13 protein-coding genes are annotated in these 14,293 nt (G+C 50.1%); 8 read left to right on the forward strand and 5 right to left on the reverse strand.

Translation table 11 applies throughout. From position 1 onward, the window contains the following. The first annotated feature begins 8 nt into the window (after positions 1-8). Genes BSZ31_RS13225 through BSZ31_RS13235 form a run of 3 tightly spaced genes read left to right on the forward strand, consistent with a single transcriptional unit; the run spans position 9 to position 3,187 of the window. A complete protein-coding gene (locus BSZ31_RS13225) occupies positions 9-353 on the forward strand; it encodes an ArsC/Spx/MgsR family protein (protein WP_105029132.1) in 345 nt (114 codons plus the stop codon). Then, a complete protein-coding gene (prmB, locus tag BSZ31_RS13230) occupies positions 350-1,264 on the forward strand; it encodes a 50S ribosomal protein L3 N(5)-glutamine methyltransferase (protein ID WP_105029133.1) in 915 nt (304 codons plus the stop codon). The genes BSZ31_RS13225 and prmB overlap by 4 nt, the downstream gene beginning before the upstream one ends. A gap of 9 nt (positions 1,265-1,273) precedes the next feature. After that, complete coding sequence (locus tag BSZ31_RS13235) at positions 1,274-3,187, forward strand: ABC-F family ATP-binding cassette domain-containing protein (protein ID WP_105029134.1); 1,914 nt, start codon at positions 1,274-1,276, stop codon at positions 3,185-3,187. Between the two features lie 15 nt (positions 3,188-3,202). On the opposite strand, the gene BSZ31_RS13240 is transcribed toward BSZ31_RS13235, so the two are convergent. Continuing rightward, the gene (locus tag BSZ31_RS13240) at positions 3,203-4,804 is read right to left on the reverse strand and encodes a hypothetical protein (RefSeq protein ID WP_105029135.1); all 1,602 of its coding nucleotides are present in this window, start codon (positions 4,802-4,804) and stop codon (positions 3,203-3,205) included. A 122-nt stretch (positions 4,805-4,926) separates the two neighbouring features. Here BSZ31_RS13240 and BSZ31_RS13245 point away from each other — a divergent pair, with 122 nt between their 5' ends. Together BSZ31_RS13245 and BSZ31_RS13250 are read left to right on the forward strand one after the other, a co-directional pair. Further along, complete coding sequence (locus tag BSZ31_RS13245) at positions 4,927-5,571, forward strand: glutathione binding-like protein (protein ID WP_105029136.1); 645 nt, start codon at positions 4,927-4,929, stop codon at positions 5,569-5,571. 76 nt (positions 5,572-5,647) lie between these two features. After that, positions 5,648-7,327, forward strand: coding sequence for a long-chain fatty acid--CoA ligase (locus tag BSZ31_RS13250; RefSeq protein WP_105029137.1), 1,680 nt, complete (start codon positions 5,648-5,650; stop codon positions 7,325-7,327). Positions 7,328-7,383: 56 nt separating this feature from the next. On the opposite strand, the gene BSZ31_RS13255 is transcribed toward BSZ31_RS13250, so the two are convergent. Then, positions 7,384-8,019, reverse strand: a complete 636-nt coding sequence (locus BSZ31_RS13255; protein WP_168426982.1) for an NYN domain-containing protein — start codon at positions 8,017-8,019, stop codon at positions 7,384-7,386. A 317-nt stretch (positions 8,020-8,336) separates the two neighbouring features. Between BSZ31_RS13255 and BSZ31_RS13260 the strand changes: the two genes are divergently transcribed. The 3 genes from BSZ31_RS13260 (at position 8,337) to BSZ31_RS13270 (ending at position 10,905) form a co-directional block, all read left to right on the forward strand. Continuing rightward, positions 8,337-8,729 (forward strand): GIY-YIG nuclease family protein, encoded by a 393-nt coding sequence (locus BSZ31_RS13260; protein ID WP_168426983.1) that lies wholly within the window; start codon positions 8,337-8,339, stop codon positions 8,727-8,729. Between the two features lie 209 nt (positions 8,730-8,938). Beyond that, the gene (locus tag BSZ31_RS13265) at positions 8,939-9,508 is read left to right on the forward strand and encodes a hypothetical protein (RefSeq protein ID WP_105029140.1); all 570 of its coding nucleotides are present in this window, start codon (positions 8,939-8,941) and stop codon (positions 9,506-9,508) included. 80 nt (positions 9,509-9,588) lie between these two features. Further along, positions 9,589-10,905 carry an MFS transporter gene (locus tag BSZ31_RS13270; protein WP_105029141.1) on the forward strand — a complete coding sequence of 439 codons (1,317 nt, stop codon included), beginning with the start codon at positions 9,589-9,591 and terminating at the stop codon, positions 10,903-10,905. Between the two features lie 20 nt (positions 10,906-10,925). On the opposite strand, the gene serS is transcribed toward BSZ31_RS13270, so the two are convergent. The 3 genes from serS to lolA form a co-directional block, all read right to left on the reverse strand. Further along, positions 10,926-12,215, reverse strand: coding sequence for a serine--tRNA ligase (gene serS, locus BSZ31_RS13275; RefSeq protein WP_105029142.1), 1,290 nt, complete (start codon positions 12,213-12,215; stop codon positions 10,926-10,928). Positions 12,216-12,299: 84 nt separating this feature from the next. Then, entirely contained in the window at positions 12,300-13,655 is a 1,356-nt protein-coding gene (locus tag BSZ31_RS13280; RefSeq protein WP_240605715.1) for a replication-associated recombination protein A, read from the reverse strand. After that, positions 13,652-14,287 (reverse strand): outer membrane lipoprotein chaperone LolA, encoded by a 636-nt coding sequence (gene lolA, locus BSZ31_RS13285; protein WP_105029143.1) that lies wholly within the window; start codon positions 14,285-14,287, stop codon positions 13,652-13,654. The genes BSZ31_RS13280 and lolA overlap by 4 nt, the downstream gene beginning before the upstream one ends. Positions 14,288-14,293: the final 6 nt, after the last annotated feature.

Here is a 14,293-nt window from a genome sequence, read left to right on the forward strand (position 1 = left end):
CCGACAGAATGACAGCCAAGGTATACGGAATTCCTAACTGCGACAGCGTAAAAAAAGCGATTGCATCCCTGAAATCGAATGACGTGGAAATTGTTTTCCATGACTTCAAAAAACATGGTGTACCCGCGTTGCTGCTTGACGAATGGATCAGTACCTTTGGGTTGGATAAAGTCGTCAACCGAAAGGGCACCACTTGGCGTGGTCTGGACGAAAGCCTGCAAGGCAAAGCCCGGTCACCTGAGGGTGCCAAAGCCCTTCTGTTGGAATACCCCAGCATCATTAAACGCCCGGTCGTCGAATTGAACGGCGTACTCACCATTGGGCAAACCGATTTCAGCCAAGGCAATTCATGAATCAGGATTACACCGCACACATTGCAGTCGACCCCAAAGAACTACACACCGTTCGCGACTGGGTGCGGTTTTATGTCAGCGAAATGCGCCGTGGTCAGGTGTTTTTTGGCCATGGCTCAAGCAACGCATTTGATGAAGCGATTTATATGGTGCAGTCAGCGCTCAGTCTGCCGATTGGCGATGTCGGGCCGTTTTGGGACGCACGTGTCACCATTCAAGAAGCCAATCGACTGACACGTTTTATTACCCAACGTGTAGTCGATCGCAAGCCGGCCAGTTACATCACTGGCGAGGCCTGGTTGCAAGGACATGCCTTCAAGGTCGACGAACGGGTCATCATCCCGCGTTCCTTTATCGCTGAACTGCTGGCCGACCAATTAACGCCCTGGGTGAATGCCCCTGAAATGCCATTCGAGATTCTTGACATGTGCACAGGTTCCGGCTGTCTGGCGATTCTGGCTGCCTATGTGTTTGAAAATGCGCAGGTTGATGCTGTCGATTTGTCAACTGAGGCCTTGAGTGTCGCGCGCGAGAACATACAGCTGCATGAGATGAAGCAGCGTGTTCATGCCATTGAATCGGATTTGTTTTCAAACCTGAATGGCAAGCAATACGACTTCATCTTGACCAACCCGCCTTATGTCAATGAGGCCTCCATGAAAAAGCTGCCGCCAGAGTACCTGCATGAACCACGCATGGCTTTGGCCGGTGGCGACAGCGGTATGGATCTGATTCAGGATATTCTTGAACAGGCCCCTAAACACCTGAAAGACGGCGGTTTTCTGGTGGTTGAACTCGGCAATGAAAAACTGCATTTCGAAGCGGCCTTTCCACATTTAAATCCCATTTGGCTTGAAACCTCGGCAGGTGACGAACAGGTGTTTTTGCTCAACAAAGAAGACTTGGTCTAAACCCATTCAATGATTCAAATCAACAACCTCAGCATTGCGCGGGGCAGCAAGCCTATTTTAACAAATGCTGAACTCACTCTGTTTCCCGGTGAAAAAGTAGGTCTAATTGGTCACAATGGCGCGGGTAAATCCAGTTTTCTAAGTGCCCTTCTTGGCGAGCTTCACATTGATCAAGGCAGTATCGACCTGCCCAAGGTGTGGCGACTTTCCTGGATTGATCAGGAAGTAACAGCCAACCACCTCAGCGTGATTGATTTCGCCCTGGAAGGTGACCGGGCCTTGCACGAAGTGCGCCAAAAAATTCATGCTGTTGAAGAAAGCGGCGACATGGAGCAACTTGGCCACTTGTATGAAGAGCTGGAGAACCTGGATGGCTACACTGCTGAAGCGCGTGTGGCCACCATTCTTCACGGCTTGGGGTTTAAAACAGAAGACCTTCAACGCAAAGTTGGCGAGTTTTCTGGCGGCTGGAAAATGCGCTTGAACCTTGCCAAAGTGCTGGGCTCAAGGGCCGACCTTATTTTGCTGGACGAACCCACCAACCACCTGGACATCGAAGCGGTGGTGTGGCTGGAGCAGTGGATCAAGCAAGTCAACAGCACGGTAATTCTGGTTTCACATGACCGTGATTTTCTAGACGAGGTGTGTACCCACACCGTGCACCTGAACAGCGAAAAACTGACCAAGTACACGGGTGGTTACTCTGCGTTTGAGCGTGCTTTTGCCGAGCGTGCAGACCAGGTTAGCCAGGCCAACAAAAAGGCTGCTGGTGAAATGGAAAAGCTGCAAAAATTTGTGGATCGTTTCAAGGCCAAAGCCAGCAAGGCCAAACAAGCACAAAGCCGGGTAAAGCGACTTGAAAAGATCAAGTTGATTGAAACTTTGCAAGTAGAACCCCATGTGGCAATTCCGTTTATGGAACCCCACAAAAGTCCAGACCCGTTGGTGGTGCTGAACCGGAGCGATTGTGGCTATGAAGGTGCAACGCCCATTCTAAAAAGTATCAGTCTTGAACTTCGCCCTGGCGACCGTATCGGTCTGTTGGGTGCCAACGGCAATGGCAAAACCACCCTGGTTAAGACATTGGTGGGCGAGCTCAACATGTTGGGTGGTGAGCGGGTTGAGGGCAAAGGCCTGGTTTACGGGTACTTCGCGCAAGACCAAATTGAATCGCTTGACATGAACGCCACACCCTTGCAGCACATGTCACGTCTTGAGCGGCAAATTTCCGAGCAAAAAGCGCGTGAATTCTTGGCACGCTATCACTTTAGAGACGACAAAGTTCGTCAATTGGTTGGCAGTTTTTCGGGCGGTGAAAAGTCGCGTTTGGCTTTGGCCCTTTTAGCCTACAAACGCCCCAACCTGCTATTGCTGGATGAACCCACAAACCATCTGGACATTGCGACTCGCCAAGCCTTGGCCAGCAGCCTTCTGGAATTTGAAGGAGCCCTGGTGATGGTTTCTCATGACCGGCATTTGCTGGAATCTATTACTGATCGATTTTGGCGCGTTCACCAAGGTGCCGTGACCGAATTTGACGGCGATCTGGATGACTATGCGGATCTGCTGCGCAAAGAAACCAGTGCGGAAAATCGCAATGCAAAACAAGGCAATTCGAACAACAAACCTGTTGCAGTTGTGGCAGCACCCATAGACAGGCAAGCTGTGAACCAACGAATCAAACAATTGGGCAATCAGGTTAAAAAACTTGAAAAGCTAATTGAGACTGATCAACCCAAAATGGCCAAACTTGATCAAGCTTTGGCCAAATGCGACTACAGCAAACCCGACGATTCGAAAAAAGCCACGGAACTGCACCATGAGCGCAACTTGATCGCCGCTCGCCTAGAGAACGTGGAAACTGAGTTGCTTGAACTGATGCTTGAGATTGAGCAACTGGAAGAGTCCCTAAGCGTGTCGTGAACAGCAATGTGATGGCTAATCTAGAATACCTTCCTCACTCAAGAATTCGCGCCATGCATTTGAATTAAAGCAAAGTGCGGGGCTAAGCACCTGGCTGTTCAAGTTCACCAGGTTTTCACGAAGTAACTGGCGCTTATCGGCACCCGCGATCTCGCACATTTTTGCGCGCACATGACTTTTGACCACATCGGGCACGCAAAGCGTTGCTCTAAACTCCAGGTCATGTAACTCATTGCCAAGTACCTGCTCCAGCAGTTCCAGTGAAGACTGCGCCGGGGTCAACTGGCCCTGTTTGGCATCCTGAAACGCCAATTCAATCAAGCCAATTTGACTTCGCAACAACAAAGCATCGATCGTTCGGTGTAACTCCAGTGATTTGTTCCGCGACTCGACCAAACCCAGATAAGATGCAGGCAATTTCCAGCTGGGAATGTCGGCCCGATTGATCAACTCAAGACTGATTTTTAGAGACGATCGATACACAGGGTCGATCAAACCGGCGTTCATGTTATGGGCAGATGAATTCAGGTCGGCGTCAAAGTCTTGTTCATCATTTCCAATCAATGACTCCAATACCCGATGGCTACCCACTGACGCTGATGCGGGCTCTCCTGAAAACGCCAAGACGTGTTCCCGGCTGATGGTCGCTACATCCATCGGCTGAGAATTGTTGGCACGACGATCATCGTGTCCGTGCTCATCAACCCCAAACGGAATGTTTGCTTTTTGAGCTGAATACCGTCGATAAAGTAACAAAGTAATCATCAACAGAACCGCTGCACCCAACGATACCGGCAGCAGCCAATCTTGCAGGTTACGGTTTGCAGCTGTTTCCCCAGTGTATTCATTCAAACCAAGCCCGCCAGATACATCGGTAGTTTCCCTTCGGCTTTCAATGAGCCCGGCGCCAAACAAATCAGTATTAAGCGATGCCACCTTCACAACTTCATTGTTACTTACCGCCTCGTCATTTTCTGGTGTCGTTAAAACAACCTCGGGAGTCTCGCCCAATGCTTGCTGAGGCTTTATTTCATGTCGCTTGTCTTGGGTCATCCATGCTGGCTTGCTGTCAACCTGTGGTACTGGTGCTTTTCTGGAATTGGCCAACAACGAAGAACCTTCAGGGTCAAAAGCAGATTCTTTGCCAGCAGTGTTTACGTTAATCGCATTGCCCTGTTCAACCCCACCCTGTTTCAACAGCAATGTCCATTTTGTACTGAACACGATCAACGGGCACTCCGACACCAACTCCATTTCAACCACTGCGTCCTCAACAGGTGCTACCGACTTGAATTCAAGCAAGCCTCCTCGGCGAATCGTTGGGTCAAAATTCACCAGTACCTCTCGCGAAAGGGTACTTTCATAACTGCCCGGATTATTTCCCGAAGCATATATTCGAGCCTTCAGGCATGTGGATCGCAATTGCGATTCAGCTCCTTCTGGCATGTTGCTGAGCGTACTTTTCAGATTCAGGATTTGACCAATTTGCTGAATTCCCACTGGTGTGGAAATTTCAAGGCTGTGCCCCGGCAGGGGAAACAGCGTCAATAAAGCACAGAGAATCGAAAACACCGAAAGGTGAATTATTCGAGCGGCTTGTGTCCAGAAAATCGGCATCTCTACTCTCGGTTCAATTGTTCCTGTTAGCGTAAGCATACGCATGACCACATTCAGTGAGGTATCCTTGAAATGACCTAGCACGAACGTGTTAGCCCATTTGCATCACTGGAGAGCGTTGATTGAATACTGCGCATAATGAACCGATTCAGGTTTACACTTGGACAACTCCCAATGGCTACAAAATCCACATTGCCTGCGAGGAAATGGGTCTTCAATGGAAACCTATTGCAGTTGATATTGGCAAGGGCGATCAATTCAAGCCCGAGTTTTTAAAATTCAGCCCCAACAACAAAATACCGGCGATTATTGACCCGCATGGCCCTGACGGAAAACCACTCGAATTGTTTGAAAGCGGTGCCATTCTGATTTACTTGGCCGAGAAAACCGGCAAGTTTTTCGGTAACAGTCACCGAGAACGCCTATCGATCATTCAATGGTTAATGTTTCAAATGGGTGGCGTTGGTCCGATGCTGGGGCAGGCACATCATTTTCGTATTTACGCGCCTGAACCGATTGAATATGCTATCAATCGATACACCAATGAGGCCAAAAGGCTCTATGAGGTTATCAACAAGCAGCTCAACGAATTTCCTTACATCGCAGGGGAAAACTATTCCATTGCCGATATGGCTTTGTATCCTTGGGTTTATCGCTGGCAGCGCCAGGGAATAGAACTAAGCGCTTATCCCGCAGTGCACAAATGGTATGAAGAACTAAGTGCCCGACCTGCTGTTATCAAGGCCTTGAATGTAAATCTAGAATGACTGTTCTTATCAATCCTTAAACTGTTCAGTACACTACGGTCAATTTTATAAAAACAGAAATTTGGGAGACCTCCTTATGGCGAACATCGCCACTTTCTTGTTTCAACATGACGACACCCCCAATCGCGTGTTGTACCGTCAGTTCATCGACAACGAGTGGGTTGATTTTAAAGCCCGGGAAATGATTGATCTTGCACGTTCCTGGCAGGCTTTTTTTCGATCCATGGGCTTACAGCCCGGCGACAGGGTTGCCATTTGCCTGAAGAACAGTGTTCACTGGGTGGCGTTTGACCAGGGTGCAGTGGCCATGGGCCTTGTTTCAGTGCCGCTGTATGTGGATGACAACGCCAGCAACATTGCCTATTGCATTCAGGATTCCGGATCGCGCGCAGTGGTTGTTGAAAATGACCGCATTGCCCGCAACTTGTTGAAAGAGAACCTGAAAGACGTTCGCGTGTTGTCGATCAAATCAGACATCGAAAAAGAAGCCGATGGCGTGGAAAATGCGGCCCATGTGCTGAAAAGTCTGGATAAAAAGCTGGAGCCTTTCGAACTGCTCGATCTTGAGCAAAACACGCTGGCCACAATTTGCTACACCTCGGGCACATCGGGTCGCCCTAAGGGAGTGATGTTGTCGCACAAAAACGTGATCGCCAACGTAGACAGCTGCTTCCAGTTGGACATTGCAAAGCCGGAAGACGTATTTTTGTCATTTTTGCCCATGTCGCACATGTTCGAGCGCACAGGTGGCTACTACCTGCCCCTGCGTGTGGGTGCAAAAGTGATTTACGCGCGTGGTATAAACCAATTGCCAGAAGACCTGGCAACCCAGGCACCCACGGTTCTGTTTGCCGTACCGCGCATTTTTGAAAAGTTTTACGGCCGCATTCAAGCCTCTGTCAAAGACTCTCGCTTCAAGCGAAAGGCATTCGAAAAGCTGGTGGATGTGGGCTGGCGGATGGAACAGGGCAAAGGTGGCATTGTCGATCACTTTCAGCTCCCTCTTCTGCGCGCCAAAGTGGCTCAACCTATTCTGGAAAGGCTGGGCGGTCGCTTGCGTTTGGCTGTGGTGGGTGGTGCGGCACTAGAAAGCACAATTGCCAAAGCGTTTATCGCCATGGGGCTTCCCATTCTTCACGGCTACGGCATGACTGAGGCTTGCCCGGTCATCTCGGTCAACCGTCCCGAAGGCAATGTGCCCGAATCAGTGGGCCCTGCTCTGCCCAATGTGGAGGTCATGCTGGGTGAAAATGACGAATTGCTGGCACGTGGTCCCAACATCATGTTGGGGTATTGGCAAAACGATGAGGCTACAAAAACAGCGATCGATTCAGACGGTTGGCTGCACACGGGAGATGTGGCTGAAATCAAGGACAAACGAATTTATATTCGGGGTCGAATCAAAGACATCATGGTGTTGTCCAACGGCGAAAAGTTTTCCCCGCAGGATGCAGAAATGGCCATTATTGGTGACGATGTGTTCGAGCAAATTGTATTGATCGGCGAAGGTCGACCTTTCATTGGCATGATTGCGGTCACTGCCAACTCCAATGAAAAAGAACTGATCAAACGGGCCAATGAGCGTTTGCAGCATTTGCCGCGCTACATCCGTGTGCGCCGCATTATCACCACCAAAGAACCCTGGACCGTCGACAATGGTCTTTTAACGCCGACCCTCAAGGTAAAACGCGTGAAAGTGATTGAAGCGTTCAAGGATCGAATCAACGACCTTTACGCAGAAGGCATGGGGGATTGATTGATGTAATGCACCTCGCCGGGTGCTGAAAAAAGCCCACTTTGACGTGGGCTTTTTTATTCAGCAGGCAGATCGTCGTGATCGTAAGTATCTGATCCAATTCGGGCCAGGAAATCTGCTGCCCTGTCTGGTGGGGGGCAGGTCGAGCGCAGCCCATCAATGTAGGAAAACAGATCTTCAGAAATGTTTTGCCACATCGGATCGAGCACTACATCAACGCCCTCGTGGCGCAACAGTTCGGCTGCACTTGAAAAAGCACCATCTCCGGTCAGCAAGACCACCTGTTGAACCTGTCGTTTGTAGGCCAGAGTCGCCAGGTCTACACCCATTCTCAATTCAATCCCCTTGGGGTGGGAATCGGGGGTGAAGTCCTCATCGGCCAGGTCGTCTACGGTAATGCGTTTGCCAAGCAAATCTGCTAGGGCATCCTCATTCAGTTTCCAGGTATCTGCTTCGCGCGCTTCACCCAGCTTCACCGCCAATTTCCGTTTTCTTTGCAATTGACGCTGAAACGCCACCCGGAATTGCCCTTCTTTGGATTTTGACAAATCAATTTGTTGCCTGGAAACCGGCAATGTTACACGTTGCGTGAACACGGGCGTGTCGTAGAAAAAAATGCGGAACAAGTGGCGCTTAGGCTGATTGCGTTCAAACAAATGAGCGGCTGATAAACGCCACACTAGGTCTGCCATGACTTTTGCATCATGGTGGACTGAACTTGGGAATATTTGGCGAATTCTGCGTATGAAGAACGGACCATCCACCAGGATAGCTGTAAGCATATAAGCCTTTGATAAATATATAAATAATTAAAAAGCCAATTTCATTTTGGCATTAGGAAATAATCATCCAAAGCTATAGTACCACCGAATATCCGTCAAAAATAGCGATGGCAGCACCCATTAAGAGGGAGAAACTTGCACTACAAAATAAGCAATACACATACAATCAATAAGTATTGTACTTACAACCACTTATTGCCCTAAAGCCCAATGGTGCGGAGGAAGAATTGAGCAAGAACACGGACAGTAGCTTGAGCGACACCGCCAGAAAACAAGACAAATACTGGCTTTATATTTTGTCGAACAACAAACCCAATGGCCCACTTTACCTGGGGGATACCAACTGTCTTGCCACGCGGATGGATGAACACCTGCAGGGGCTTCGTCGTGATTATGCACACTACCATCGACTTGATCGCCTTGTTTACTTCGAAGTCTGGACTGACCATGACAAATTCGTGGCCCGACTTCGCCGAGTGCGGAACTGGCCACGCGACATGCGCCTGTTGTTGATTGAGTCCTTAAACCCCGATTGGGACAATTTGCTGCCCCAATTTTTGAATGAATATTCAGCTAAAAGAATGGGAGAACCTGCGAAGAACCAGGAAAAAGCAGCGTAAGCAAATTATTTGTGAAATTGGTATTCCAAATTCCGGGTTCAGCGTTAACAATAATTGAACCTTCTCTTGTAACTGCACACAAATCAGTATGGTTTTCGGTTGCTGATTGTTTGTGAAGTCAAGGGAATTTGGTTAGAGCCTCGGTATGAATCTGAATAACTCCGAGCCCAGTACCAATAACATTGCAGCATGTTTTTCAGGAGTTCATCATGAGTTCGATTGCAGAGCGTTTGACTCGGTCTTATTGCCTGTTCCACTGGTTACAGGTTAAGCCTATTCCGGATCAAATTCGTTCTAGCATTGCTTACAGTACACTTGAGCAGGAACTCCTGGCGCTTAAGGTAAAACCTGAAGATTTAGCTGCAGTGGGTTCAGATGTAACGGATAATTTCGAAGAATCCAGACTGGCATTTATGGTTCGCTACAGTGGACTTACCTGGTCAACCTGCTCCATCTTCTGTGATGCTATTGAAAACAACAGCTGGCTTCAAAACGGTACTCCATTGCTGGTTCAGTTCACCGGCGTGGATGCGAGCGGCCAAGTTGGCTTGCCCAAAGTAGCTTTGGGCGATTTCATGTTCCTGAAACCCAGCAATGTCTGGATTGATGACAACCGTGTTGTGTCATTCACCGTTCGCTGGAACAAACACGAAACCCGCCGCATGGAGCGCTTTATCCGCCTGGCTTCTGCCCGCCACGGTCTTGAAGCTACAGTTAGCAACATAGCGCAAAGCGAGAAGTTCATCGCAGCCATCAAGGCCACGGTTGGCGCGCAGTAAACTGCTCGCTTGGCAATCAACAGCCAGTGTTTGATCGGAAAGGCACCTTCGGGTGCCTTTTTAGTTGATAAAGTATCCAGATGCAAAAAGCCAAACCTGCCACTACAGCCCTGTACGACCTTATCACAGGCGACGAAGACGCACGCGTTTGCAAAGATATTCCTGATGAATCCTGCAAACACCAACCCTTCAATTTTTTTCTGCACTTACTTGGCAACTTTTTCACCAAATTGGCTGACGAAATAGCCAGTGCACGCTTGGTGTTTCCATGGGTTCTTGGCCTGTTGGGAGCGCCCATGCTGCTAGTGTCTTTGGCCGTGCCCATTCGCGAGTCGGGTGTGCTGCTTCCACAGCTGTTTATAGCCGCAAAAATAAGGGCCGTAGCACTGAGAAAGTATGTTTGGTTGTTCGGCGGCTTGCTCAGCGGCTTTGCCCTATGGGCATGCGGGTTTGCGTTATTCCTTGATTTGAAGGCAGAAAATGCGAGTTGGCTGGTGTTTGCCGCCCTGTTGGTGTTCAGTTTTGCACGGGGTATATGTTCAGTTGCAGCCAAAGACGTACTGGGAAAAACCGTCTCGAAATCGCGGCGCGGTACGCTCATGGGCCTGGCCACGAGCGTTTCGGGGCTGTTTACCTTGCTCTTGGGGCTCAATCTGGGTTTCTACAATCAAATCAAAAACAATGAATTGATCCTCGCCAGTCTTTTTGGCATTGCTGGGCTGTGCTGGATTATCGCTTCTTTCGCGATTTGGGCGATCCGGGAAGAGCCGGGCGCAACCACAGGCGGCGGCAATGCTGGCATTGAGGCTTTGAAATCGCTTCGTTTGTTAAAAGAAGACAAACCTTTTCGCAATTTCGTGATTCTTCGCACCCTGTTATTGAGCGTGTCACTGGGCGCCCCCATGCTGATTATTCTTGCCCAGGACGCCCTGGGCAACGCCGCGTTGATCGGCCTGTTTTTGATCGTTTCTGGTCTGGCCAATACCGCGTCGGGCTATTTGTGGGGACGTTTGGCCGATTATTCAAGCCGCACCTTGATGGCAATCGCCAGTGCAATCAACGCCGCGGTATGCATTGCTGTACTGCTGGTTTTGAAATTTGAAATTGAATTCAGCGCCTTGGTGCTGTTTCCCGGCGCTTATTTCCTGACTTCGGTGTGCCTGGCGGGTGTGCGTTTGGGTAGAAAAACCCTGCTTGTGGACATGGCCACTGCAGAAACCCGCTCTGCTTATGTGGCTGTCAGCAACACGGCGATCGGGTTTCTAATTTTGATTATGGGGGCGGTGGTCAGCCTGCTGGCAGGGCAAAGCACACACGCCATGTTGTGGACCTTTAGCGTGCTGTCTGCACTGGCCGGCGCGCTGTGTCCCCTGCTTCTGCCGGCACAACAGGCTTGAAAGCCAAAAGTTGGGCAATTTTATGGCTGAAGTACAGCTTTTCCGCCCATGTAGGGCTGAAGAACTTCAGGCACCTTTACCGAGCCGTCGGCTTGTTGATAATTCTCAAGCACCGCCACCAAGGTACGCCCAACCGCCAAGCCTGAACCATTTAAAGTATGCACAAACTCGGTTTTACCAGCCTCGTTTTTAAAGCGGGCTTTCATGCGACGCGCCTGGAAGCTTTCACAGTTCGAACAAGACGAAATTTCACGGTAAGTATTTTGGGCAGGCAACCACACTTCAATGTCGTGCGTGCGGGTAGAGCCAAAGCCCATATCACCAGTACACAGAACGATAACCCGGTAAGGAAGCCCCAGCTTTTGCAGAATATTTTCCGCGTGCTGGGTCATTTCATCCAGTGCCGCATAGGAGTTTTCCGGGTTCTCAATGCGCACCATTTCTACTTTGTCGAATTGGTGCTGGCGAATCAGACCACGGGTGTCACGGCCATAGCTACCCGCCTCCGAGCGGAAACAGGGTGAATGTGCGGTCATTTTGATGGGCAAATCGCCTGTTTTCAACATTTGGTCAGCCACCAGGTTGGTCAAGGTCACTTCTGCGGTCGGAATCAGATACAGAGGTTCAGAAGTTCCCTCTTCTCCGCCTTTCTTGACTGAAAACAAGTCATCAGCAAACTTCGGAAGCTGTCCGGTGCCTTTCAGGGTTTCGCCACGAACAATGTAGGGTGTGTAGTGTTCGGTGTAGCCGTGTTGCTCGGTGTGGGTATCGAGCATGAACTGCGCCAATGCCCGATGCAGTTTGGCGATTTGCCCCTTTAACACGGCAAAACGTGAACCTGACAAATTAGCAGCCGTTTCAAAATCAAGGCCAAGTTTCTCGCCCAAATCCACATGGTCTTTCACCTGGAAATCAAACTGGGCTGGTGTACCCCAGCGGCGAAGTTCAACGTTGTCGTCCTCGGATTTACCTGCGGGCACTGATTCATGCGGCAGGTTTGGAATGTTCAACAAAAATGCGTTGACCTCTTCTTGCAAAGCACTCAACTCGGTTTCATTGCGTTTCAATTCATCACCAAGGCCGGCCACTTCCTCCATCACGGCAGAAACATCTTCACCCTTGGCTTTCAGCTGACCAATTTGCTTGGACATGCTGTTGCGCTTGGCTTGCAGCTCTTCGGTGCTGGTTTGTAGTTGCTTGCGTTTGCCTTCCAGTGCGTTGAACTGCGCAATGTCGAGGCTGTAGCCACGTTGGGCCAGTTTTTCGGCCACATTGGTCAAGTCTTTGCGAAGCAATTGAATGTCTAACATGAAAATTTCTCGGAATGCAGTTGGAGTGGATAGCGGTGATGGTACTAAAACTTCATGCCCAGTGAGGGTGACATGGGGCGCTTCTTACTTTTTTTGACGGGCTTCGGCATTGCGCTGTGCAAGCCAACTCAGCTTTTCGGCAATTTTACCTTCGAGTCCACGATCAGTGGGCCGATAAAACTGCGGCGTTTGCATACCCTCGGGCCAATAGCTTTCTCCCGCGGCATGTCCAGCTTCCTCGTCGTGGGCATACCGATAGCCACTGCCATGTCCCAGTTCTTTCATCAGCTGGGTGGGTGCATTGCGCAAGTGCATTGGCACGGGCATGGAGCTGCTTTGCTTCACGTGTGCCATCGCTTGTTTGTAAGCGTTGTAACCCGCATTGCTTTTTGCCGCAATCGCTAGGTAAAGCACGCATTGGGCCAAAGCCAATTCACCCTCGGGGCTACCCAGCCGTTCATAGGTCTGCGCCGCTTCATTGGCGATGGTAAAAGCTCGGGGATCGGCCAAACCGATGTCTTCCCAAGCCATGCGCACAATTCGGCGGGCCATGTAGCGCGGGTCTGCTCCGCCATCGAGCATGCGGCAAAACCAGTAAAGGGCTGCATCGGGGTCAGAGCCACGAACCGACTTGTGCAAGGCCGAGATCTGATCGTAAAAGGCATCGCCCCCTTTGTCGAAACGGCGAATTTGTGAGGGAGCAATTTGCTTCAAAGCTGGTAAATCAAGGCAGCTCAGGCCCTGTGCCTTGATTTGAAGAAGCGTAATTTCCACCAAATTCAGAAAACGGCGTGCATCCCCATCGGCATAGGCGCACAAAGCATCGAATGCATCGTCCTCAACCTTGATGTCAGTGGCCAGTTCCGCCTGAGCACGTTTGAGCAAACGAGTAAAATCATCGGCATTCAAACTGTTCAGTACATACACCTGTGAGCGCGACAGCAAGGCTGAATTCACTTCAAAAGATGGGTTTTCAGTGGTTGCTCCAATAAATGTGACCAAACCCGATTCAACAAAAGGCAACAGGGCATCTTGCTGTGATTTGTTGAAGCGGTGAATTTCATCGATAAACAAAATGGTGGATTTACCCACCTTGGCATACTCGCCTGCCTGTTCAATTGCAGCGCGAATTTCCTTGACCCCGGCCAGCACAGCCGACAAGGCGATGAATTGCGCTTTCGCAGCGCCTGCCAGCAAGCGGGCCAAAGTTGTTTTACCCACACCGGGTGGGCCCCACAAAATCAGTGAGTGAACATGTTGCTGGTCAAACAGCAAGGTAAGCGGTTTGCCAGGGCCGAGCAGGTGCGTTTGGCCCACCACTTCGGCCAGTGTGTTTGGGCGAATCCGTTCGGCTAACGGAACCGATCCGGCGACACCGCCTTGATTCGGCGGTGAAGAACGTTGCTCAGTGCTGTCGCCAAACAGATCAGGGGTAGTCATTGGGTTCGAATCAAATCCACACCGGCGGGTGCCTTGAAGTCAAAAAAGCCTGCCGGGCGTTGCTTGGAAAAATCCCAATTGCTCAATTCCAACTGGGTAACCTGGCCCAAAGCGTCATGAATTTCCAGGTTCACTGGCAAGCCGTCTTTCCAGCCAATACGTGCATAGTCGAACAGGTTGTCCTTGTCTTTCGGACGAATGACTAGCCATTCCTTGCCGTCTTTCATGCCTTCATCTTTAAGATTAAACAACTTGTCAACGTCTTTACTGCCGAACAACAGGGCGACAGGTGTTGAATCCATGGCATTGCCAATGGGCTTTTGTGTGGCGTGACCCATGTCTTCATCGTAAGAAACCACGCTGCTGCCATTGGAGAGCAACAGCAAGGGATAGGGTTTCTTGATTTCCCAACGGAATTTGCCAGGCCGTGAAAAAGAAAATTCACCTGTACCGCGTTGTTTCACCGCGCCGCTGGGAGAAATAACCACTTGTGAAAACTGACCTTCGGCGAAGCCCCGGTTTTTTACAAAGTTGTTCAACGCCTCTTGGGCAGACGCCCAAGCCGACCCAAGTGCGCCAGCACTCAAAGCCGCAGCCAGGATTGATCGAAACAAGAATTGTTGAATTCGCATTAATTT

It is taken from the genome of Limnobacter sp. SAORIC-690, from assembly GCF_002954425.1.
Taxonomy (GTDB): domain Bacteria; phylum Pseudomonadota; class Gammaproteobacteria; order Burkholderiales; family Burkholderiaceae_B; genus Limnobacter; species Limnobacter profundi.